At 37.2% G+C, this 22,398-nt stretch carries 26 protein-coding genes; 10 read left to right on the forward strand and 16 right to left on the reverse strand.

The window, feature by feature from the left end; all coding sequences use genetic code 11:
• Positions 1–2: 2 nt before the first annotated feature.
• The 12 genes from ACHB7C_RS18940 to ACHB7C_RS18995 form a co-directional block, all read right to left on the reverse strand.
• Entirely contained in the window at positions 3–383 is a 381-nt protein-coding gene (locus tag ACHB7C_RS18940) for a hypothetical protein (RefSeq protein ID WP_048605576.1), read from the reverse strand.
• Positions 359–1,693 carry a type III secretion system ATPase SctN gene (gene sctN, locus ACHB7C_RS18945; RefSeq protein ID WP_395348203.1) on the reverse strand — a complete coding sequence of 445 codons (1,335 nt, stop codon included), beginning with the start codon at positions 1,691–1,693 and terminating at the stop codon, positions 359–361. The genes ACHB7C_RS18940 and sctN overlap by 25 nt, the downstream gene beginning before the upstream one ends.
• Positions 1,693–3,735 carry an EscV/YscV/HrcV family type III secretion system export apparatus protein gene (locus tag ACHB7C_RS18950; protein WP_395348205.1) on the reverse strand — a complete coding sequence of 681 codons (2,043 nt, stop codon included), beginning with the start codon at positions 3,733–3,735 and terminating at the stop codon, positions 1,693–1,695. Before ACHB7C_RS18950 ends, sctN begins: the two co-directional genes overlap by 1 nt.
• Positions 3,735–4,100 carry a hypothetical protein gene (locus ACHB7C_RS18955; protein ID WP_042848609.1) on the reverse strand — a complete coding sequence of 122 codons (366 nt, stop codon included), beginning with the start codon at positions 4,098–4,100 and terminating at the stop codon, positions 3,735–3,737. Before ACHB7C_RS18955 ends, ACHB7C_RS18950 begins: the two co-directional genes overlap by 1 nt.
• 115 nt (positions 4,101–4,215) lie before the next feature.
• A complete protein-coding gene (locus tag ACHB7C_RS18960; protein ID WP_071547571.1) occupies positions 4,216–5,334 on the reverse strand; it encodes a TyeA family type III secretion system gatekeeper subunit in 1,119 nt (372 codons plus the stop codon).
• Positions 5,324–5,989: an HrpE/YscL family type III secretion apparatus protein gene (locus ACHB7C_RS18965; protein WP_395348208.1), complete on the reverse strand. Its 666-nt coding sequence runs from the start codon at positions 5,987–5,989 to the stop codon at positions 5,324–5,326. Before ACHB7C_RS18965 ends, ACHB7C_RS18960 begins: the two co-directional genes overlap by 11 nt.
• The gene (locus ACHB7C_RS18970) at positions 5,986–6,576 is read right to left on the reverse strand and encodes a type III secretion system domain-containing protein (protein ID WP_131680857.1); all 591 of its coding nucleotides are present in this window, start codon (positions 6,574–6,576) and stop codon (positions 5,986–5,988) included. Before ACHB7C_RS18970 ends, ACHB7C_RS18965 begins: the two co-directional genes overlap by 4 nt.
• On the reverse strand, positions 6,573–7,286 hold the full coding sequence (gene sctJ, locus ACHB7C_RS18975) for a type III secretion system inner membrane ring lipoprotein SctJ (protein ID WP_131680856.1): 714 nt from the start codon (positions 7,284–7,286) through the stop codon (positions 6,573–6,575). Before sctJ ends, ACHB7C_RS18970 begins: the two co-directional genes overlap by 4 nt.
• Positions 7,286–7,624, reverse strand: a complete 339-nt coding sequence (gene sctI, locus ACHB7C_RS18980) for a type III secretion system inner rod subunit SctI (protein ID WP_210855384.1) — start codon at positions 7,622–7,624, stop codon at positions 7,286–7,288. The genes sctJ and sctI overlap by 1 nt, the downstream gene beginning before the upstream one ends.
• Positions 7,625–7,665: 41 nt before the next feature.
• Positions 7,666–7,935, reverse strand: a complete 270-nt coding sequence (locus tag ACHB7C_RS18985; protein ID WP_042848613.1) for an EscG/YscG/SsaH family type III secretion system needle protein co-chaperone — start codon at positions 7,933–7,935, stop codon at positions 7,666–7,668.
• Positions 7,932–8,147 carry a type III secretion system needle filament subunit SctF gene (gene sctF / locus ACHB7C_RS18990; protein ID WP_042848614.1) on the reverse strand — a complete coding sequence of 72 codons (216 nt, stop codon included), beginning with the start codon at positions 8,145–8,147 and terminating at the stop codon, positions 7,932–7,934. The genes ACHB7C_RS18985 and sctF overlap by 4 nt, the downstream gene beginning before the upstream one ends.
• A gap of 2 nt (positions 8,148–8,149) precedes the next feature.
• The gene (locus ACHB7C_RS18995; RefSeq protein WP_042848615.1) at positions 8,150–8,878 is read right to left on the reverse strand and encodes a helix-turn-helix domain-containing protein; all 729 of its coding nucleotides are present in this window, start codon (positions 8,876–8,878) and stop codon (positions 8,150–8,152) included.
• Positions 8,879–9,136: 258 nt separating this feature from the next.
• Between ACHB7C_RS18995 and ACHB7C_RS19000 the strand changes: the two genes are divergently transcribed.
• The 9 genes from ACHB7C_RS19000 (at position 9,137) to ACHB7C_RS19040 (ending at position 16,144) form a co-directional block, all read left to right on the forward strand.
• Complete coding sequence (locus tag ACHB7C_RS19000) at positions 9,137–9,781, forward strand: hypothetical protein (protein ID WP_080750936.1); 645 nt, start codon at positions 9,137–9,139, stop codon at positions 9,779–9,781.
• 55 nt (positions 9,782–9,836) lie between these two features.
• The gene (locus ACHB7C_RS19005) at positions 9,837–10,193 is read left to right on the forward strand and encodes a hypothetical protein (RefSeq protein WP_048605587.1); all 357 of its coding nucleotides are present in this window, start codon (positions 9,837–9,839) and stop codon (positions 10,191–10,193) included.
• A 36-nt stretch (positions 10,194–10,229) separates the two neighbouring features.
• Positions 10,230–10,715: a SycD/LcrH family type III secretion system chaperone gene (locus tag ACHB7C_RS19010; RefSeq protein WP_210831834.1), complete on the forward strand. Its 486-nt coding sequence runs from the start codon at positions 10,230–10,232 to the stop codon at positions 10,713–10,715.
• Positions 10,712–12,217, forward strand: coding sequence for a type III secretion system translocon subunit SctE (gene sctE / locus ACHB7C_RS19015; RefSeq protein ID WP_210831833.1), 1,506 nt, complete (start codon positions 10,712–10,714; stop codon positions 12,215–12,217). The genes ACHB7C_RS19010 and sctE overlap by 4 nt, the downstream gene beginning before the upstream one ends.
• Before the next feature lie 4 nt (positions 12,218–12,221).
• Entirely contained in the window at positions 12,222–13,118 is an 897-nt protein-coding gene (locus ACHB7C_RS19020; protein ID WP_071547568.1) for a hypothetical protein, read from the forward strand.
• A 26-nt stretch (positions 13,119–13,144) separates the two neighbouring features.
• Positions 13,145–13,750, forward strand: coding sequence for a hypothetical protein (locus ACHB7C_RS19025; protein ID WP_042848618.1), 606 nt, complete (start codon positions 13,145–13,147; stop codon positions 13,748–13,750).
• 50 nt (positions 13,751–13,800) lie between these two features.
• A complete protein-coding gene (locus ACHB7C_RS19030) occupies positions 13,801–14,211 on the forward strand; it encodes a hypothetical protein (protein WP_349483985.1) in 411 nt (136 codons plus the stop codon).
• Between the two features lie 110 nt (positions 14,212–14,321).
• Positions 14,322–14,948 carry a two component system response regulator gene (locus ACHB7C_RS19035; protein ID WP_042848619.1) on the forward strand — a complete coding sequence of 209 codons (627 nt, stop codon included), beginning with the start codon at positions 14,322–14,324 and terminating at the stop codon, positions 14,946–14,948.
• Positions 14,949–15,445: 497 nt separating this feature from the next.
• Positions 15,446–16,144: a pirin family protein gene (locus tag ACHB7C_RS19040; protein WP_048605591.1), complete on the forward strand. Its 699-nt coding sequence runs from the start codon at positions 15,446–15,448 to the stop codon at positions 16,142–16,144.
• A 66-nt stretch (positions 16,145–16,210) separates the two neighbouring features.
• On the opposite strand, the gene pckA is transcribed toward ACHB7C_RS19040, so the two are convergent.
• From pckA to ACHB7C_RS19060, 4 genes are all read right to left on the reverse strand, one after another.
• Positions 16,211–17,830, reverse strand: coding sequence for a phosphoenolpyruvate carboxykinase (ATP) (pckA, locus tag ACHB7C_RS19045; RefSeq protein ID WP_129467229.1), 1,620 nt, complete (start codon positions 17,828–17,830; stop codon positions 16,211–16,213).
• Positions 17,831–18,033: 203 nt separating this feature from the next.
• Positions 18,034–18,906 (reverse strand): Hsp33 family molecular chaperone HslO, encoded by an 873-nt coding sequence (hslO, locus tag ACHB7C_RS19050; RefSeq protein WP_395348216.1) that lies wholly within the window; start codon positions 18,904–18,906, stop codon positions 18,034–18,036.
• Between the two features lie 27 nt (positions 18,907–18,933).
• A complete protein-coding gene (hslR, locus tag ACHB7C_RS19055) occupies positions 18,934–19,344 on the reverse strand; it encodes a ribosome-associated heat shock protein Hsp15 (RefSeq protein WP_042848623.1) in 411 nt (136 codons plus the stop codon).
• A 64-nt stretch (positions 19,345–19,408) separates the two neighbouring features.
• Positions 19,409–21,502 carry an IgaA/UmoB family intracellular growth attenuator gene (locus tag ACHB7C_RS19060; protein WP_395348218.1) on the reverse strand — a complete coding sequence of 698 codons (2,094 nt, stop codon included), beginning with the start codon at positions 21,500–21,502 and terminating at the stop codon, positions 19,409–19,411.
• Positions 21,503–21,805: 303 nt separating this feature from the next.
• Here ACHB7C_RS19060 and nudE point away from each other — a divergent pair, with 303 nt between their 5' ends.
• Entirely contained in the window at positions 21,806–22,357 is a 552-nt protein-coding gene (gene nudE / locus ACHB7C_RS19065) for an ADP compounds hydrolase NudE (RefSeq protein ID WP_071547565.1), read from the forward strand.
• The last annotated feature ends 41 nt before the right edge of the window (positions 22,358–22,398 follow it).

A 22,398-nucleotide genomic window follows, 5' to 3' on the forward strand; every position in this document is an offset into this window, starting at 1 on the left:
GTTTATTCCATTAGGAGTTTTAGTTTTTCTTGCTCGATTATATTTTCTTGTAATAAACTTAATTGTTGTTCTTTTTCTATCTGTAATTCACTGTATATTCTTTTAGCCATGCTACTTTTTTGTAGAATTGCCTGATCTTGCAGGTAATAATTTGTCAACGTAGTGCGATACTCTCTAATAGCACTGGGTGTCAGTAATTGTTCATGTGAACCATAATGTTTCCATTGCTCACAGAGTTCCTCTCTGAGTTTCATCAAACTTTCATTAACCTGAATTTGCTCACTTATCTGTTGATTTAATTGCGTTAAAATAGAACGAAGTCGCGTTTCACGGCGCTTTTTTAAAGCAAATAAAGCCGTTAAGGTTGTTTGATAATTTTGCATAACATATCCAGTGTATCTTGGAACTTAACCCGCTCATCGGTTGGTTGGCAAAGAAACTCCCTGATTATTGGCCTTTTCATTAATGCTTCATCGGATTCAGGGTCTTGCCCTGTTTGATACTCACCAACACGGACTAACAGTTCAATGTCTTTCCAAGCAGCTTGTAATTTTCTCAATTTCCCTGCATTTTTACGGTGCTGCTCACTGGTAACCTGCTCCATAACTCGGCTAATACTCGCATTGATGTCAATCGCAGGGTAATGATTTTCCTGCGCTAGTTTTCGTGAAAGAACTATATGTCCATCTAGAATTGAACGAACCTCATCTGAAACGGGTTCATTCATGTTATCGCCCTCAACAAGGACAGTATAAATAGCGGTAATACTTCCTGATTCAGCTCGCCCAGCTCGCTCTAATAGACGGGGTAATTGAGCATAAAAACTGGGGGGATATCCACCCGATGTAGCACACTCCCCCGCAGCAAGCCCTATTTCCCTTGATGCGCGGGCAAAACGTGTTAATGAATCCATCATTAACAACACATTTTTCCCTTGGTCGCGAAAATATTCAGCGATTGTTGTTGCCGTATATGCAGCTTTCAAACGCTCTAGCGCAGATCTATCAGAGGTCGCAATAACTATCACACAACGCTTCAATGCTTGCGGGGTTAAAGTGTGCTCTAAAAACTCACGAACTTCTCGTCCCCTTTCACCAATCAAAGCCAATACAATAATGTCAGACTCACACCCTTCACTAATCATGCCTAACAAGGTACTTTTGCCACACCCTGCCGCCGCAAAAATACCTATTCGCTGCCCTATCCCACAAGTCAATAACCCGTCAATCGCACGCACACCTAATGGCAAGTGCGTGTCAATAATTTGCCGAAGGAGAGGATTGGGTACATCAGCGTTCAGAGTTCGATACTCTCCATATTGAGGTAGATTGGAGTGATCAAGCGGTCGACCTAAACCATCAAGTACACGGCCAAGCAAAAAGTCACCAACACAAATTTGGTAACAATGCCCTGTAGGAATAACATCCGACCCAACGGTAACTCCCAGAGGCTCAGAAAAAGGGGATAACAATGCATAATCACCATCAATAGAAACGACCTCAGCATCAATACCGCTAGGTTTTAAGTGGCAAAACTCAGCAAGGCTGACACCTGGTAATGATGCACGTAACAATGTTGGGCCAATTTTAACGATTTTCCCCGTTAGTCGAACACTTAAGCTTTCGATATTTACAGGGAACTTTAAACGTTCAAACAATGTATTATAAATAATATTATAATCGGGCTGACGCATTACTCATGTTCCCCAATAAGATCAATATTACCAATAATACGTAGTTCAGCATCTTCACCAATCTCTTGGAATGAGAGTACCTTTAACCCATAAAACTCCCGTTCAATAACTTTACGGAGGAAACGCCTCACATCAATTGTCGTTATTAGCACATTTTGAGTTTGATAATTATTCTGAGTCACCTCTTTAATCTTTTCTATTAGCCTTTCACTAAAGTTAGGCTCTAATGAAGAATAAGAACCTGAAGCAGTTTGCCGAATAGCTTCACGAATATGATTCTCAATATTATCACCAATAACCCAACCACTGATCCACGGCTGCCCTATACTATGTCTAGCGATAATATGCCTACGTAAGCCAATTCGCACATACTCAGTTATCATGACAGGGTCTTTTTCTCGAGGGCTCCACTCAATCAATGACTCAAAGATTGTGCGTAGATCACGAATAGATATATTTTCTAAAACTAAACGCTGAAGTATATCTGCAATACGCCCAATAGGTAATTGCCTCTGTATTTCCTTAACTAAATCAGCATATTTCCCTTCCATTGCATCCATCAGAAAACGTGTTTCCTGCACGCCTATAAATTCTTTTGCATTGCGGTCGACTACAATTGATAAACAATGAATAATTGTCGCTTCATCTTGATAAAGCGTAATATTCATGGCTGATAATACGTCTTTATTATCAGGTGAAACCCACTGTAATGATTGATTACCACCGAACGATAGTTTATCTCTCTGTTTAGCTTGGGTAATATCTGGTGAACTAATATCGGCTAACATCAGGTCTTTAGGTAAAATGATATCGAGGACAACCTCCTGATATAATAAAATCTTTAAAGAACCAGAGGGTAAATTATTATCTACTTGTAAATTAATCTCCGGCAAAGGGATACCAATTTGCTCAAACTTTTGGAAACGGAAGATATCAATTTGAGAAGCCAATATATTCTTATTGCAACAATCTTTAGCCATCCGGATAATTAATGGGGTTGAACCGGGGCTGATAGTTTGGTTAGCTGAACTACCACTTAAATCTGAATTGATATATTCATCCTGTTCTGTCGCCGTTCTTTTTTTAGTAAAAAATGAAATTGCAAAGACAATAGCTGATAGAATAAAGAAATAAACCGTTGGGAAACCAGGTAAAAAACCAAATACCAGTAAAATAGCACAAGTTAATACGACTGCTTGCGATTGCTTACTTATTTGCATAACCAAATCACCCGCAAGGTTATTTTTTTCTTCTCCAGATATACGGGTCACAATAATCCCAGCAGTAATCGATATTAATAAAGCAGGTATTTGGCTGATCAAACCGTCACCAATAGAAAGAATCGCATAAGTAGAAAATGCAGTACTAGCACTCATATCATGCACCATCACACCAACAGCTGTTCCTCCTAATATATTCACCAATATAATGATAATACCCGCGATAGCATCGCCCTTAACAAATTTCATAGCACCATCCATAGCACCAAAAAGCTGACTTTCTTTTTGGACTAAACCGCGTAACCTCCGTGCCTCATCGGCATCAATAGTACCTGCACGTAAATCACCATCAATACTCATTTGTTTACCTGGCATTGCATCCAATGAAAAACGAGCACTAACTTCTGCAACACGCTCAGAGCCTTTAGTTATCACGATAAACTGCACGATAGTAATGATCATAAAAACAATAAGCCCTACGCCTAAATTACCACCAACAGCAAATTTACCAAATGTATCAATAATATCGCCGGCGTCTGCTTGTAAGAGGATCAGCCTAGTCGTGCTAATTGTTAAAGATAAGCGATACAAAGTGGTAATTAATAACACCGCAGGAAAAGTCGAGAATTCTAATGGGCTTTTAATATAAATGGCCATCATCATTAAGAGAATGGATATCATTAGGTTCAGTGCAATAAGGAAATCAATTAGCCCTGTTGGTAACGGGATAATCATCATAAATATAGCGACTAACAACAAAATAACGAGAAAAATATCTTGTCGGCGAGAAATAACGATTAAAAATTGCCTAATAAATTCCATTATTTTAATCCGATAGCCTCATCAAGTAAGCGTTGCATTGTTTTAAAACAATAAACCCAATGAGAAATAGAGCTCGTTGTATTTAATTTACAACTTAGCATTTGATAACCTCCCCCTACCCAAGGACGTAATAATGTCCCCTTAGTCCTCGCAGGGATGCATTGTGTTAATAATTTCTCTAATATATTTTCTTGATAAACAAGCTCTACCTTTTTACCTACGGTAAGAATGATATTATTGTTGATATATTCAATATAAAAACGATAACATGGATGTAAAAACTCCATTTTTGCAGAAATACCATCACTAGGTAATTCAACCAGCTGCAAAAACCTTTCTAACCACCGTTTTGTTTGTAATTCCATCTACATTCTTAAAAAGAAATTTAAAATAAAGGTATTTTTCATTATGATTAACATATTCTAATAAAACTTAGATAGATATAATCAGGTATTTACCTGATAAAAACGAAAAAAGTCACTATTCTAATTCATTTAATTGTTGTAAGTATTCAATAAATACACTAATAACCATTTCTCGTTGATCGTAATCCGAAAAGCAGTCATCCGGTAATAATTTGATTAACTCCATTAATCCTCTAGCATATTTATACTGTTTTTCTGATGTCTGTAAACTAATTTTACTTTCTAGCCAATCAGAATATAACCAAGATTGTTGTACTATTTCCAATAATAAGCAGGTCACATGCTTATCTGTTATATTTGGTAAATCTAGGGAGTTTGCTAAATGTTTGCTTTGTACTTCGATAGTTAAAAACTGCAATAACCATTTTAAATCAGTAATCACTGCCGCTAGGCGAATATCCGTTGCCTTATAACCTGCTGAGAGCTCAAAAGATAAAGTACGAATAAGTGTTCTTAGCTGTTGTTGACTACCTTCAAATTGACTAAATTGTTTAAACCAATAAAGCAATTCAGGTTGGTTACTTGTTGCTTGCTGATATAAAAAACGTAATTCACCTAATGCTTGTGGGGTAACAGCACCGCACTCTAAATGCGTAAATAGTTTTAAAACCCACTCATTATCTCCTGCCATCACTTTTTCTAGTGTTTGTTTCAGTACATGGCTAGAGGATTGATCATTTTCTTTTTCATTTAACATACTAGCAAGTAGCAAAATACATTCGGCAGTATCTAAATGATGCCGTTGAAAACTATTCAGAAGGTCGTCAATCTCTTCAACCTTAGTTACTCCGCCAATTCGATGGCGCAACTCTCCCACACTTGTAGGGTCTGAATCCTCTAAGTTTTTGGCTAGACGCTGCAACATGCTGCGGGTTGGACGTTCAGATACTCTAGGGTTATGACCACCTCTCATTCGCACAAAGTTGCCAATGGCTAACCCAATGTTCCCTTGGGTTTCTTGTATCAAATAACCATCAGAGAGATAACTATCAAGTTCAGGAACTTCTGTATTCAATTGATTTTGCGCTATTTCAAGAGCTGATTGTGCAGGGATGACTTGCGTCACTAATTTTCTTTGTTCATTTTGGCGCGTCAACTCAATATTTTGTTGGGCCAATTGCTGGTTTTTCACTAAAGAGAGTCGCGGGTCTATAGATTCTACTTTAACAGACATTACATGTTTCCTCTTCAGCTAATAACAAATGTGCACAAATTGATTCTAATTGTTCTTTCAGATTAATATGGAGATTAAATAAAGATGATGAAAGCAATGCCTCATCTTTGTCTTTCGTCTCATCAACTTGAATATGTAGCCACGGGTAACCAGAAAAAAGCTTTATTAATTTATTGTACTGACTAGGATGAATATAAAGCGTTGCTGACTTTTCATTCTTTATTTCCTCTAGTTTAGCGCGAAGCTGATTGAACAATAACCCAGTACTATCATTTTCAATAAAAAACATATCAAGCACGCTAACTAGCACTTCCCTTAAACGTGGTTCCAAGCACATTAAAATGTTTTGTTCTAGTTGATGTTCTGACACTAACCACTCAATAGACTCAGTAGCAATCTTCTGCCTAATCAATGGAGCTTCCTCTTCCAATAAAGCCATGCCTTCTTGATAAGCTAGTTCTCGTAAGCTCTGACATTCCTGTTTTTTTTCATCTAGATATTTTTGAGACTCTTGATAGATAATTTGAGCTTTTTGTTGGGCTATTTCTATAATATTGTTTGCAGAAAAACAGTTTATTAACTCCTCTGTCGGAATAATAGGCCCAAATACAGGTAAGTCAGGCAATGAAATTACAGGAACTGAAATCACCTTCATAAAAAACGCCCAATACGTAATAGCCAAGGAAAAATACTACCAAGACGGGGGGCTTCTTGGGGCGGGTAATTTGGAAAGGTTGTTTTCAACGCGTGATAGACCACACAATCGGTTTTCTCTGCATACCACCAACTTAGTCCTATCCCTTGGGCTTTCTCGATGAAATCCTCTTCAGAATAAATAACCTGAGAAGGAGAATGATAGAAGGTCCCTATTGCCAATAGCTGCTCACAACCCTGCTCACCGAAAATATCCGTCAAACGGCAACGATATCGACGAAGTACCAGATAATCAGGGCAAGCTAATACCAGAATCCCCATCGCAAGAAACAACTTCATTAAACGTGTTTCTAATGCCAAAATTTGATACTGACGTGGTTCAAGCTGCTTTAATATAGGAGAAAAAGATAAGTCTTTGCGGCGAAGAATCATGTTATCTATTGCGCCTTGGCAAGATGGAGATTGCTGATACACCTGTTGCCATTGAGATAACTCGAATGTTCTCCACCAAGATGCATGCATCCATTTACCTGGACGCCATACCAACTCATGTAATCGTTGTTGTTCAACCTCAATAATATTATTCATATATTAGGTCTATTTCTTAATACAATTAATAATACAATAGCACTGGTCATTATGGCTGCCACAACTATCCAGGGAAGATACTTTCGCCATCCCCAGCCATTTTTGGTCTTATCCAGAAACTTCGCCTGTTTATGTCGATAATCAGCCATTTGCATAACGATACTGATATTTTCTACTGTTAAATTTGAGATAGATTTTTGGACCATTCTACGAATTTCTGGCTCTCTACTTTGCATATTGATACCCGGCGCATGCTTAATAAATATTGAAGCGGTAGGCGGCGGTATTTCACGACGATTTACATTGGTACTTTCCGATATAGCAACTTGAGCAATAATAACCCCATCCATACTCAGTAGCATTTTTTCTATATTTTGTTCTTTTAAATAAGTTATTTTTGCCTGTTCTTGTGCTGGAGAAGTGACTAACTGCCCCGGAGGAAATAAATCAGCAATATTTTCTGTTCGTTTATTAGGTAGACCTTGCTGGCGTAATACTTCAACTGCATTGGCAAAATCATCTTTTTCTACATTAATAGTAACGCCGCTTCCCTTAATAATGCTTTTTTCTGCATCAATATTTCTCAGCATCAATAAAGCAATCATCTGATTTGCTTCTTCTTCAGATAAGTCACTATAAAGCTCAACTTTACAACCCGTTAAAAAAAATAAAATTAACACGATAGAACTAAAACGAATAAAAAACTTCATTATTGCATACTTACCAGTTTATTAATTCCTTGAGATAGCTGCCCTGTCACTTTTGCAATTAAATCCACTTCCACCATAGCATTTTTAAGAAAAGATTGTGCCGTTAACATAGTTGCCGGGTTATTCAGAACATCGACAGTTGCTCGTGCATTATTAATTGTATTTGAAATTGACAATGATTTATCTTGTAATGAAGCGATTATCATCTCTTCCGGGTTAAGTGTGGGTTGTTCAAAAAGCATATTTGTAAATAAATCGACATCCTCAGCTCGTTCAATGGAGGGGAGTTTTTCTGTTAATGTTTGCATACCGGCAGTAGATACAGATGTAATATCCATCGTATTAATATCCTATTTTTAATATATTATGAGTATAACAATCAATTATTGCTTATTGTTATATATTCAATAAATTGCTTTAGTAGCTCTGCTTCTGGAGACTTATCACTCTGTAATTTTTCTTCGGCAAGATATAAATTATTCATTCCAATAAGTATGGTTGCATCAATAATATTACAGGCACTTTCATTTTCCGTCAGATATGGTAATACATGACGAATAGCTTCAGCTTGAATATAAAGCCCATTATTTACAGCCGCTAATCCACTTTCAATAATAAGTTGCCTCATACTGAAATCTAATAAATTCATATCTTCTGAATTATCCCTGACAACATATCTTTCACTGCCCGCATAATCGCACTTTCATAACTCACAAAAACAGAATATTGTTGTATCGCAAATTGTGCCTGTAACATCCTTGCTGGGTCATTAAGGTCAGCTGCAGTCACCTTTGATTGCACTTCATTACCCGCTTTATCAACGAGTTGCGAAAGTTGGTTAGTAATCGCTTCTATGTCCATAGTTACTCCCTCGTGTTATAGCTGTTTATTTGAAGCGAACGATTGCGAAATTGCTTTGGACTACAATTTATATAACGACGGAATCTATCCGTAAAATGGGCATGACTTGAAAACCCGCATTCTATGGCAATATCAATGACTCTCATGGATGTTGTACTTAACAGTTTCTTTGCATGTTTTATCCGTCGCTCCAACAACCAGCGTTTAGCTGTTTGACCATATGTACATAAAAATAACTCATTAAACTTACGCACAGGTAAATCAAATTCCTGAGCTAAGCGAACAACGGACCACTGACGCATAAAATGGTTTTCAATAAAACTACAAAAGTCTTTATTACCTGAAATATATTTATAAAGTAGAGAGGAAAAATATACGTTATCTAACCCTAAACAATAAGTATAAGCAAAGTGTAAAAAATTATCCTCTGAAAGCTGCAATAGATAGGTAAAAACATCCAATACATTCCTTTCTGCTCGAATAATTCTAATGGGTTCAATTGAATAAGTTATTTTTTCTTGAGGAAGCAATAGGTTAATTATTTCAGGGTAAACCTTATGTAAACTGCTCGAATCAAAGTCTACAGATAATAGCTGATTCTTTAATATCGACTCTACTATAATTGCCTCATCATTGGTAATGACTAAACAATTTTCTGGGAATGTATAGGTTTTTCCATTCAAAGATAACTGACCTGAGTTTTTGCTGATAATAAACTTTATCGCAGACATACATTACCCTTATTAATAAAAAGACATTCGTTTATTTTCTAGTAAAAACGCATGAGAAAATATAAGGTATTAACCTGACATCATTGTTCCTCATTAAAACAATAATTAAGCATATAAATTACATATAACATCATAATTGTAAAATCAAAAATGATAGTTTCCATGTAAATTTGAAAAAATTCAAAATTAAAATATTTATTATCTAACCTCTAAATTAAGAAATTTTTATATTTTAACTTTAACAAAAAGGGTAATAACATGGTTTATATAGATTTCGATCAAAACGGGTATTATGAAGGTCAAAATAGCTATTATACACCAACCACTCCCTCAACAGGTGATGTGATAGTAAATAATGGTGATAATGGCATTCAAAATAATAACAATAACAGTATTCAAAATAATAATTATCGAAGTGCCATGACAAATCATTCTCTTATGGGAACAGCCATGGTCACAATGGAAAACATTATGTTGTTATTTACTGAATTAGCAAATTCTAAATTTGAAGCCATGTCAAAGAAAACAGAAGTTTCTCGTGATGCACAAGATATGGCGAATCGAGTTGACCGTATTATTGCTGATTTAGATAAACCAGACTCTACTGGAGAACTTCCACCTGATGTCATTCATTATATGCGCGTTAACAATATCATGATTGATGGCAACCAAAATATTGATGACTTTATGCAAGGAAAAAATGGCAAATTAGATAAAGGTGACCTCACTGCCGTTAAATCAGCTTTAGAATCAGCTTCCGGTCGTGCTTCTGATTTTGTTCAACAAAGCCAACTTAAACTACAGCAACTCATGCAAAACTTTAATACCGCAGTCACAATGGCAAACAGTATCCAAAGCATGAATGCTGAATCAACTAAATCAATCGCTCAATCTATTCGTTAACAGCCTAAAAATAAATTGATAGCTATCTATAAAACCAAATATCGTAGGATTAAAGATGCAACAATTAGATCAATTTCAAAGCATGCTTAACGAACTGCAACGTTGCAGAATAAATGTTAAAAAGCAAATTAATGAATTCAAAGTACTACAGAATGAAATTAGCGAGTTACATAAAAAAGCAGATAAGGACCCAATTGCTTTACGTAAGTTAGCGAAATTTAATGATGTAATGCAAAGTGATATTGGAGCAGAAAAAATCATTAAAAAATCAGAAGAAGTAAAACTGATTTTTAATCAATTAAGCAAACAATTTAAACAACTTTCTGTTGAAAATACGGGTCAAAACAGAGACCTTTTTTCACCAGAAAAAAACAAAAGTGTAGTTAAAAAACAGTATCGTACTTTCGTCTAATTAACGTTTTGATACTTTTATCATCATGAGATTTATATGCCAAAAACAGTTAGCACTCTGTCACAAAATGAAAATAGCGACAATTTGCAGCATTTTTTAGCGCGTGGTGGTTCTTTAAAACTAATTGCTGGCTTAGATAACCAGCAATTAGAACGACTCTATGCATATGCCAACCAATTGTTTAATGCCAATGATTTTTCCGCTGCACGCAATATTTATTATCTATTAACTTGTTTAGAACAATGGAACCCCGAAAATTTACTTGCTCTAGGGTTATGCCATCAACGTTTAGGTGAACATGAAAATGCCATAAATAACTTCGTACGTGCAGGGACGATTAAAATAGATGACCCTCGCCCCGCCTTTTTTACAGGCCTCAGTTATCACTTGCTGGGTAATACTGAATACGCAAATAAAGCATTTCATGCTGCCATTCGCTGGTGTAATGACTTAAAAGAGTATCAAGAAATCAAACAAAGTGCTCAAAAAATGCTAAATCCAATATCGGAGATATCACAATGACAATGCTTCTTGAGCGTTCTCTTTATCGAACAGATATATCTACAGAAAATAGGTTACATGATATATCGACCACTTTACCTAAAAGTACTCATCAGACAACCCCTTTGCAATTTGGTGAGTTAAATAATGTTGCTACAGCGCAAAATACACCAATGATAAAACTGGCAACTCCACGAGCCAGTAAAGAAGAGGTTTCTCAAACACAAGCTGCTTCTGATCTAGAAGAAGTATTCCAAACATTACAGCAGCTCTCTCCTGATAATGAAAGAAATAATACATCTAACCCTATGCTAAATATGTCTTTAGCCAAAATTGAAGGGTTACCAATGAACTCAATGTTTGCCGCATCATTACTACTCGTTGGTCAGGTTTTAGGGGACATTGCCTCAACTAAAGGGGAAATGCTTGAAATTCTGACTAAAAAACAAGACATGCTACGAATGGAAGAAGTCAAAAATATTCGCGAGCAAATGGAAAAAGCCGTTGAACAACAAGATAAAGCCAGAAAAGCCGGTGTTTTTGGTGTTATTTTTGACTGGGTTATTGCCGCAGTAGAAGTTGTCGTCGGTGTGACCAAAATGGTTGGTGGCTTCTTATCAGGTAATGCCATGATGGCTGCAAGTGGAAGCATGGACTTCATGGCTGGGCTTGCAGGTATTGGCAAAGCGGTAGCCAATACCATGGCGCTGATAGACCCCAATAACGCTGAAAAATATCATGCTGCGGCCAACAAGTTTGCTATCACACAGATGTCATTTGAACTTATGGGGGCGGCTATTGATATTACCAGTGCAGTGCGTAATGCAATCGCGACTAAAATTGTTCCAAAAGTGGCAACTCAAGTCTTAAAAGAAGGAGCAGGAGAAGCACTAAATGTGGCAATAAAAGAAGGCAGTCAAACAGCCATTAAAGGGATAGCTAAATCAGTTGGCCAAGAAGTCAGTACGCAAATTGGTAATCAAATTATCAATCAACTAGGGAAGCAAGCTGCTGAAAAAGCAGGAAAAACAATATTTAATAAAATGATTGATTCATTTTCACAAAAAGCAATAGAAGAACTTGTCACTAAATCCGTTGAAAAAGCGGCAAAGAAAGCAGCTAAAAAAGTGGCTAAAGATGGAATAGAACTAACCACAGAGCAATTGATTAGCAATACTACCAGACAAATACAAAAAGATGTTTTAAAAGCCGTCAGTAAAGCATCAGTATCTCGCGTTGATATGTTTTTGCAAACATCCCGAGGTGTGATATCAGGCGCACAGCAAGTAACGATGGGGTCTTTAGAAATCCAAAAGGCAAAATTACAAAAACAAATTGACCAATTAATGCTAGATCAAACTTGGCTGCAAAATATGTTTGAATTCTTTGAAAGAGAAAAAGAAGAAACCGTAAAAAAAGTACGCTCATTGCAAGAAGACAAAGCCGCTGTAGTTCAAGATGGTACTAAATTACTAAGTACGATAGCATCAACCCAAGCACATATCGCTTCTTCAATGGTTTAATGCTATGCATACCACTTCAATAACTCATGAGCACCCGAATAGTGAATTTATTGATTATTTTTCAACGAAAAGAGAGGAAAATCAATCAAACGCAATATTCGTTTCTAACGGGAGCTTATTAGCACCTTTACTTAGAAACTTAAGCGAAAAACCATTAAGTTCAGAACTTATCGAGGTGGCACTGAGTGAAGTCGCTATTGCATTAAATACTGTCAGAAACAACCTTCCCCAACAGCAAATATTATTATCTCAATTAGAAGAGGCAGCTCCCGGTAGTTTTTCCAACTGTATACCCGAAAATGCAGATTGGAACGATGCCATTAAACCAATAAATTCACATTGTAATAAAACAAGGTTTACAGATATCACTTCATTATTAATTGAATTAATAGGAAAAGTTGGTGAAAGTATGCGCAAAAGAGGAGAGCAAGTGCTACCTCTTTTATGTACTGTATATATGGTAAATTATACATTAGGCCATATGAGTGCCGAGTTAATTAACCAGAGTACAATAAATTCCAGTAAACAAGTATTTACTGATGCACTAAAACAAATATCAACCTCAGGAGTGAATTATCATTACTCCCCAGAAAATAAAAACCATCCAACAGTGACTATTCCAGAAATAAATAAAACGACTTCATGCAAAAGTGAAGTTTTAAATGAGGGGGTGAGTTCCATACAACAAGTATTCGCCCAACAATTAAATGACTATACTGAATTAGGTAATCAAATTACCAACATCAGTCATTCCATACTAGACTCGTTAGAGTCTATTGACTCTAATACAATTAAGTCATTAATTAATGACACAAGCTGTTTTATTAACATAGATGACGGGTTAATTGCATCGGCAATTAGCAATAATGATAACGCTTATTTAAATTTCTCTAGAAAATAACTAATTACCTTAAATAAGGATTAAAAATGAATAACATCAACTCAAATACAATAGATATAGAACAAATATGTCCAAATCAATCTGATATAAAAAACGCTTCGATATCCTCATCAACGAATGTTTATGCCATGATGGATGCCATCATTTCAATGCTACAAAAAATGAATAGTGACATTCGCGATATGCAACGTGACTTCTTTGCATCTCAACAAAGCACCGCATTCAAAAAAGAGCTCACGGCAATATCGACCAAACAGGATTCAATACAACTTAATTATAAAGCAGCTTTATCCAACGCTATTGCAAAAACAACTTCAGGCGTCGTCAGTATCGGTGGTGCAGGCTTCGGCATGGCTAAGGGGGCAAGTCTAGGTGGTGAGTTTATTTCCGCAGGGACTAACGGGATTGGAAAAATGGTAGAAGGGTCGGTATCAGTAAGTATGGCGAGTACAACTCGTGATGCACAAAAAAAACAATTATTAGGCGATTTTCAGTCTAACTCAGCGATTGAGTACCATAAATTGCTCTCAAATACAGCCGATAAAGCCTCTGAAGCGTCAAAACGTATGTTAGATATAACACGCGAAATTATATCATTACAAGAAAGAATTACATCCTCTGTAAGAATGTAAATATTGCAAATAGAATAATGACTATACTAAATTAAGAAAGAATACAAAATATGGCTCAATTAGATGCAGTCACCGAGTATTTATATAGAAAAGGGAAGCAGCCTCAAAAAGCTTTCTTTAATAATAGCAGTTTTTTTATTGGTTGGAAGGTTGAGTTCACTCATTTTGAATTAACTTATAGGTTAAATGATAAAGAACTAATAATTTGTGACTTTTCCTCCACAGCACATTCAAAAAATAAAAGAATGGCAACCATTTCATTTATTAAATTTATTCACGAATTAGAATCTTGCTGTTTTGATTTTAATTCCATTCGTGGGTTACTGTTAGCTAGCCCGAACCCTGAAGTTACGGAACTCAGAGAGCGGTTAGCTCAATCACTTTTATCCCAAGGTGCAACGTGGGAGATGATTAATGGTGATAATTGGCTAGTATATTTATTAAATAAAAATAGAATATAAATTAAATATTTTATTTATATATATTAATTTAAATAAAAAATATTATTTGACATCCATAGCTATTTATCGATAAAAATGTAATCAATAATAATTGAATCTATAATTTTAATATGAAGAAAAAAGTTTTATTAGTCGAAGACCATGAACTATTAAGTGCTGGTATTAAGCATTTTCTTTCATATCTTCCTGAGTATGAAGTTATCGGTGTTGTCTGTAATGGCTTACAGGTCTATGAAACCTGTCAGAAATTAAATCCCGATCTTGTTATATTAGACTTAGGCTTACCTGGCATGGATGGTATTGACGTCATTTGTCGGCTAAAACAACGTTGGCATGACCTCAATATTATTGTACTGACAGCAGATCGGGTGGAGCATCGGGCCTGTTCTGCACTGAATGCGGGCGCTATGGGGTATGTTTTAAAGAATAGCTCTCAGCAAACCTTATTATCAGCCTTGCAATCTGTTGTCTTTATGAATCGAGTTTTTATTGACCCTTCTTTAAGTGAAGCTCAAATATTTGAGTTAACCCAAACTAAAGAACCAGTACGACTAACAACTCGGGAAAGGCAAATATTAAAGCTAATCTCAGAAGAACGCCGTAACCGCGATATTGCAGAAGATTTAAAAATCACCATAAAAACAGTTGAAACACACCGTCTTAACTTAATGAGAAAACTAGGTACACACAGCTCCGTGGGGCTCGTCAAATGGGCATATCGATTAGGTATTTGCTAATTCAAGATATTTTAAATAGAAAATTATTTTTTACGACTAATACTAATATACTTAATCCATTGAAAAATAATGGTTAATATTTAATTTCATACAAATCATATAATTACAGATTTAATTATAATATATATTATTTTGGTTAAAAATAATGCTTTACAAACGATAGTGATAACTATTATCATTATCATCACCTCCTCAATACGGTTACTTAGTCACCTTTTGTTGGGGGTACGACATTGCTCACATTGCTTCCAGTGTTTACTTTAGCCAGCCTTGCGCTGGCTATTTTTTTACCTGATACAGCAGTTCTGTAATATGTTCACTATCGAATCTTCCTCATCTAACGATTTATCTCATCCAACAATGGCATACTTATTCAAATTATTTGAACTCTATGGTTAATGGTAGCTACTTTTCTCTAAGTGAAAACAGGTTAAACTATCATCAATACATTAAGAGTGAGTTCAACCAAAGTTGAAGTCCGTAAAGGAGATAACACTATGATCTATCTACGTAAAGCAAATGAACGAGGTCATGCTAATCATGGTTGGCTCGATAGTTGGCACACTTTCTCATTCTCTAGTTACTATGATGAAAATTTTATGGGGTTCTCAGCACTAAGGGTGATTAACGAAGACTTTATTGCTGCAGGCCAAGGTTTTGGGACACACCCGCACAAAGATATGGAAATTTTAACCTATGTGCTTAATGGCACGGTGGAACATAAAGACAGCATGGGCAATATGGAGCAAATTCCCGCAGGTGAATTTCAAATTATGAGTGCAGGCACCGGTATTCGTCACTCAGAATATAACCCGGACAATGAAAAAGAACTGCATTTGTACCAAATTTGGATTATCCCTGAAAAAACAGGCATTGAACCACGTTATGAACAAAAGCGTTTTGATTCAAAAGATGGCAAACAACTTGTGCTTTCACCAAATGCGCAAGATGGTTCATTAAAAGTCTATCAAGATATGCAATTATGGCGTTGGGCATTGCCCGCGGATCAAATACAAACTCACAACATTGCAGATAAACGAGTTGTATGGATTCAAGTGGTAAAAGGGACTGTAGAAGTCAATGGGCAACAAGCCACAACTAGCGACGGCTTAGCAATTTGGCAAGAAAACAGCCTAACGATTAAAGCAGATGAAGACAGCGAAATCTTATTATTTGATTTACCTGCCGCTGAATAACACGCCTAAAACAACAAAGGCTCTACCTTAGGTAGAGCCTTTTTCATGAAAATATACATTCAACGATTACAGTTTCGGACCTGCTTTAACTAATGCTTCACCCGCTGGGGTATCCGTATATTTATCGAAATTCTTCACGAAACGCTCAGCTAAATCTTTGGCTTTTTCATCCCACTGTGCTCTGTCTGCATAAGTATTACGAGGGTCAAGGATATTAGTATCCACACCAGGTAATGCTGTTGGGACTTCTAAATCGAAGACTGGCAATTTAATCATGTCAGATTTTTCAATATCACCGCTTAAAATAGCATCAATGATTGCACGGGTATCTTTAATTGAAATACGTTTACCCGTACCGTTCCAACCTGTATTCACTAAATATGCTTTCGCACCTGCTGCTTCCATACGTTTAACTAATACTTCTGCATATTGTGTTGGGTGCAACGATAAGAATGCAGCACCAAAACATGCTGAGAAAGTAGGCGTTGGCTCAGTCACACCACGCTCTGTACCCGCGAGTTTGGCGGTAAAACCAGAAAGGAAATGGTATTGAGTTTGTTCTGGCGTCAAACGAGAAACTGGTGGTAAAACCCCAAATGCATCCGCCGTCAGGAAGATAACTTTTGTCGCATGGCCTGCTTTAGAAACAGGTTTTACAATGTTATCAATGTGGTAAATCGGGTAAGAAACACGGGTGTTTTCTGTTTTTGAACCATCATTGAAATCAACCGTACCATCTGCTAACACCATGACGTTTTCAAGCAGTGCATCTCGTTTGATAGCACCATAGATATCTGGCTCTGCTTCTTTAGACAGATTGATAGTTTTCGCGTAGCAACCGCCTTCGAAGTTGAATACGCCGTCATCATCCCAGCCGTGCTCATCATCACCGATTAACTTACGTTTTGGATCAGTCGACAGTGTGGTTTTACCTGTTCCTGATAAACCGAAGAAAATAGCAACATCGCCTTTTTCGCCGACGTTAGCAGAGCAGTGCATAGAAGCAATACCTTTCAACGGCAGAAGGTAGTTCATCATTGAGAACATCCCTTTTTTCATTTCGCCGCCGTACCAAGAGCCGCCGATCAACTGCATACGCTCAGTCAGGTTGAACGCTACAAAGTTTTCAGAGTTTAGCCCCTGCTCTTTCCAGTTAGGGTTAGTACATTTAGCACCGTTCATCACAATGAAGTCAGGCTCAAAACCTACTAACTCTTCATCTGATGGGCGAATGAACATGTTTTTAACGAAGTGTGCCTGCCAAGCAACTTCAGTGATGAAACGGACTTTTAGACGAGTGTCGGCATTAGCGCCACAGAATGCATCAATGATAAACAAACGTTTACCTGACAGCTGTTCTGTCACGATATGCTTGAGATCCGCCCAAACTTCTTGTGACATTGGCTTATTGTCGTTTTTACCTTTACCTTGGTCTGCCCACCACACTGTATCGCGAGTCACATCATCACGAACAATGTACTTATCTTTTGGTGAACGACCGGTAAAAATACCTGTATCAACCGCAACTGCACCTAAGGTGGTCACAGTACCGCGCTCATAACCTTCTAGCCCGGGCTTAGTTTCTTCCGTGAATAATAGCTCGTAACTTGGGTTATAAACCACTTCAGCCACATCATGAATACCGTACTTTTCAAGTTCCTTCAGGGTAATGCTTTTAGCGCTCATTATATTGCTCCTGGTAAACATAATTAATCTGCGGATGATCATAATTCTTTACGACTAATTAACAGCGATTGCTATCAAAGAATTGAAAATGTATAATTTTTTTTAATTCATAATGAGACTTAGAGCACGTAATAATGCTTTAAAATTATAAAAAAAAGGTGCAGAATTGCACCCTTGTCACATAATTAGGTTGCTAAATCGTATCAGTGAAGTTGCTGATTTAGCTCATTATTTAACCCTTGAATATCGGATTCAATAAATACATAGTGTGAGCCACAAAATTCACACTCCATATCAATTTTCCCATCTTTTTGCAAAATATCCTTAACATCTTCCTTTGGTAAAGTTGCTAATGTACTTTCGCAACGCTCCCTTGAACATGTACAACGAAACTCCACAGTTTGAGGGTCATACAAGGTGACATCTTCTTCATGATAAAGACGATGTAAAACCTCTTTCACATCTAATGTGCTGAGCTCTTGACCTTTAATTGTCGCAGTGAGTTGCACAAGATGGTCAAAAATATCATGGCTGGTTTCGTCAGCCGCGGGTAAAACTTGCAACAACATCCCACCAACAGTCGCTTTACCGTCTACCTCACCTACACGAATAAATAAACGAGTCGGTAGCTGTTCAGATTGGCGGAAATAAGCATCAATACTTTCCTCAATAGAGTCGCCTTCAATCGCAACAATACCTTGATAACGCTCACCTTGGGTCGGTGTAATGGTGATCACAATAAACCCGTTGCCAACCATTTGCTTCAGTGTGCTACCAGCAACAACAGGGCCATCAATACGGGCAACGCCACGCATTTGCTGTAAGTTATTACCGTTGATAACCGCTAGCTTAACTGGCCCATCACCTTGGATTTGAACAGTAATATCACCATCAAACTTTAATGTTGCTGTTAATAAGCTAGTTGCAACGAGTAATTCACCTAATAAGCCTTTTACTGCGGCAGGATAGTCATGATTTTCTAAAATACGTTCAAAAGTGTCATCGACACTGATCATTTCCCCACGAACAGAATGTTGTTCAAATAGAAAACGATGGAGTAAATCTTGCTTTGCCATAATATCTCTCTATTACTCTGGCCATCATTAAGACGGCTCATGAGAATTTGTATGTTTAAACTTTAACAGAGTGCGCCGTTCTTTTTTATCCGGGCGCCGATCTGGGTGTGGCATCGTCAGCGCATTCATTTTCCGCGCTTGCGTTAATTTTTCCCGTTGAGCAATACTTTCTGTTGTTTCACAGTAAAGTCGCTGTGCGTCCGGAGCTCCTCGGCGCTGACTGCTAATTTCAATAATTTCAACTATTCGCTCATCATTACCTTGCCTAAGCTTAATTAACGCTCGCAGTTCAACAATTTTGCCAGGTTTTGTTCTCTGCCCATTGTAATGTACTTTGCCGCCTTCAATCATCTCTCGAGCAATTGCACGGGTTTTATAAAATCGCGCAGCCCACAGCCATTTATCGAGGCGTACAGGTTCTACAGAAGGTTGATTCATAGTGCCTCCTCAAAATCAGTCTGAATCAAACTAAGTTGAGGCTCCCACTATTTTCGGGATAACACTATCGACGATAGGAAGGATTATTAGCCTCAAAGCACTTATCATAATATTGTGTAATATTACGCAAACGCTTCTTATTATTCAAAATACGCAGCACAATCAGTGAGCCATTGAGCAATGCACAAGCCATCAAAAACAGTACAAAAAGCGAGCTACATACATACTGGGATACCACAGCTGCATTTGGCTCCTCATGTAAAGTAATGTGCAATGTGCCATTAGCATCCGTAGACAGATTGGTAATTATACCTTCAATATTAAAAGGTGTATTACTCAGAAGGCTCGATAACCTCTGTAGTTCATACCAACGCTGCAACGGTGACAGTTCATTAAAAGAAGCCCCTGATATCAAATCAACTAAAGGCTTATTCTCATCGCTAATCAATAACACGCCTCCAGGTGGCGGACTATTAATTTTCCGTACTTCTCTGTCTATTTCTGCCTTAATAAATTCATATGTGGTGTCTTCTACGATGTTTTCCAAGGCCTCTGCACTTCCTGCGCGTAATAAAACATGCGCTCCGTTCAATTTTCCAGCAGAAGCTTTACTCACCAGAGTTGGCCAATCCTCAGTGCTTCCAAGATTCATTAAGGCACTTTTTAGCTTTAGGCAGCGATTAGAAGTATGACACAGCTGTTCGGTATTCAGAATAATGGCAGAGAAATCAAAGATAATATTCATACCTGATTTCATGATATCACGCTGTAATCTAGGGTTAACACCAACGGCGTTTTTATCCGGGTGTAATTGGCTTTTAACCGTATTGAGTAATAAAATTGACTGTTCAACCACCTCAGACTGGGGCTCTGTTAGTAAACGGACATCGCTCCAATAAAGACCTGAACAATCAAACGGCACAAACTGTGCTTGGTTTTCTTTATTCAAATTAGGAGGTCGGTAACACATCCCTTTCCCTTGAGCCACTAACGTATCCCCAATTTTAAGTTGGCGGGAAGCGAGGTCACTTGGGTTTTCAACGGTAATTTTTTCTGTGCCGCCAAACCAAGCAAAACCTAGTTTTATAGGTAAACTCATTGATTGATATGAAAAAACTAATACTATGGCAAACAAGGCACCTATTAGCATCAACACATTTTTTTTGAATCGTTTGTAAGGGTAATAACGTTCTTCTTCATGCAAAGAAAGGTATTTTCCATGTCTGACAACCTCACCCGATGCATAAAAATCAATATTAACAGGTTGATTTGATTCAAATTTTAAATAATTTTCCCAATGAGCTGGATAATGTAAATCAATACCGCCAATTGAGGTGTTCGTAGAATATTTTTTATCTAACTCACCATAGAGTTCCCAACGCTTTGGCTCCCCGTGAATACACTGAATATCTTGGTATTTACGAGGAAACATTCTTGAGCGAAATAAGACCAGCAGCCCGCTAACAAAACAAATAATCGTAATCACCAAGCCCCACTCCTGTAACAAAGGAATAGAAATCAGCGTTAAATAGCCAAACAAAAAGCTTAAACAAACAATCGCGGCACCAAGCCAGCCTGTAGAATTATGAAGTCGATGCTCTTCAACTGTTTCCTTACGAACCCGTAGCCGCTCGATATTTTGTTGACCACGTTCTTGAATAGCTGCCTCAGGCCAGTCTGAACCCAAACTTTGTTCTTCCTGCCACTCGTGACTAAAATCCCTTAAGGAATGACTATTGATGGAGATAATTAACGGTAAATGATCGGTCTCCACAATTTCCATAACATTTTGACGTTGTAAGAAAGGTTCGAGCTGTGAAGGTAACTGAACCTCAATCGTATCAATAAAATAGCGCCAACTATTCCCTTGCTCTTGGCGTAAATTAAAACGCGTCAGTGAATGGCAAACGGTCGCAATAATCGAGTTTTTTTTGATTTGCCACGGAAGTTGAGAGGGAGTCATTGATACAGATAAACAATAATTTAAGTACTGGGATATTATCTGGTAGTCTGAATCAATCATTTTTCTGAAGGAAGGAGCTGCTACTGAAGGTATTTGATAGACAGCAGAACGCCGCCCCCGCCTGAAATAAAGGAAGGAAGCCATTATAGTTAGGCTAATAACAATTATAGCCGTTATAATGACATGGTTTAGCATTGTTTCCCCAATGAAAAATGAATAAGAAAAGCATAGCAACCCTGCTGCTTTCTCAAAATAAGCCAATTCCTATTCTATTTATGGTTTTTGTTTTAAATTACAATATGTTGTAAAAAAATATTTTATTTATTTATCTGTGCTATGTTTATGCGATGGTTATACTAGCAGCATTTTATCTACTCGATAATATCTATCATTTTTTTTTGATATAGGTCATAGTTAGAGTACTAGGTAAATGTGCCACATAAATAAATGAAATACGCTTTTAGCAATAGATTTCACTCATCCTGTTCGGAAATCGTTATGACAGAGTTAAAAAAACCTAAAATCTTGAATATTCAAGATGTTGCTCAATCAAAATTATTCAGCATCCAGTCAGTTGATCTCGAATTTAGCAACGGTGAAAAACGAGTCTATGAAAGAATGCGCCCAGCAAAACGCGAAGCTGTTCTTATTATTCCTATTATGGGTGATAACCTAATCCTAATCCGCGAATACGCAGTCGGGATTGAAAACTATGAATTAGGGTTCCCTAAAGGCGCTATAGACCCCGGCGAAGTCGCTCTAGAAGCTGCACAGCGTGAGCTTAAAGAAGAAATTGGTTATGGTGCTAATAATATTATTCAGCTAGCCAAGCTCACCATGTCCCCCTCTTACTTTTCAAGTAAAATGAATATCCTCGTAGCTGAAAACTTATACCACGAAAAACTCGAAGGTGACGAGCCGGAACCACTACAACAAATAATCTGGCCTATATCACGCATGATGGAGTTGCTAGAGCACCCTGACTTCAACGAGGCAAGGAATATTAGCGCACTTTTCTACCTTGAGCGTTACTTAAAAAGTAGTAAGTAATAATACATACATTCTGTATTTTTTTCATGCCTACCTTAACT

Source organism: Providencia sp. 2024EL-00732, assembly GCF_044006275.1.
GTDB lineage: Bacteria > Pseudomonadota > Gammaproteobacteria > Enterobacterales > Enterobacteriaceae > Providencia > Providencia huashanensis.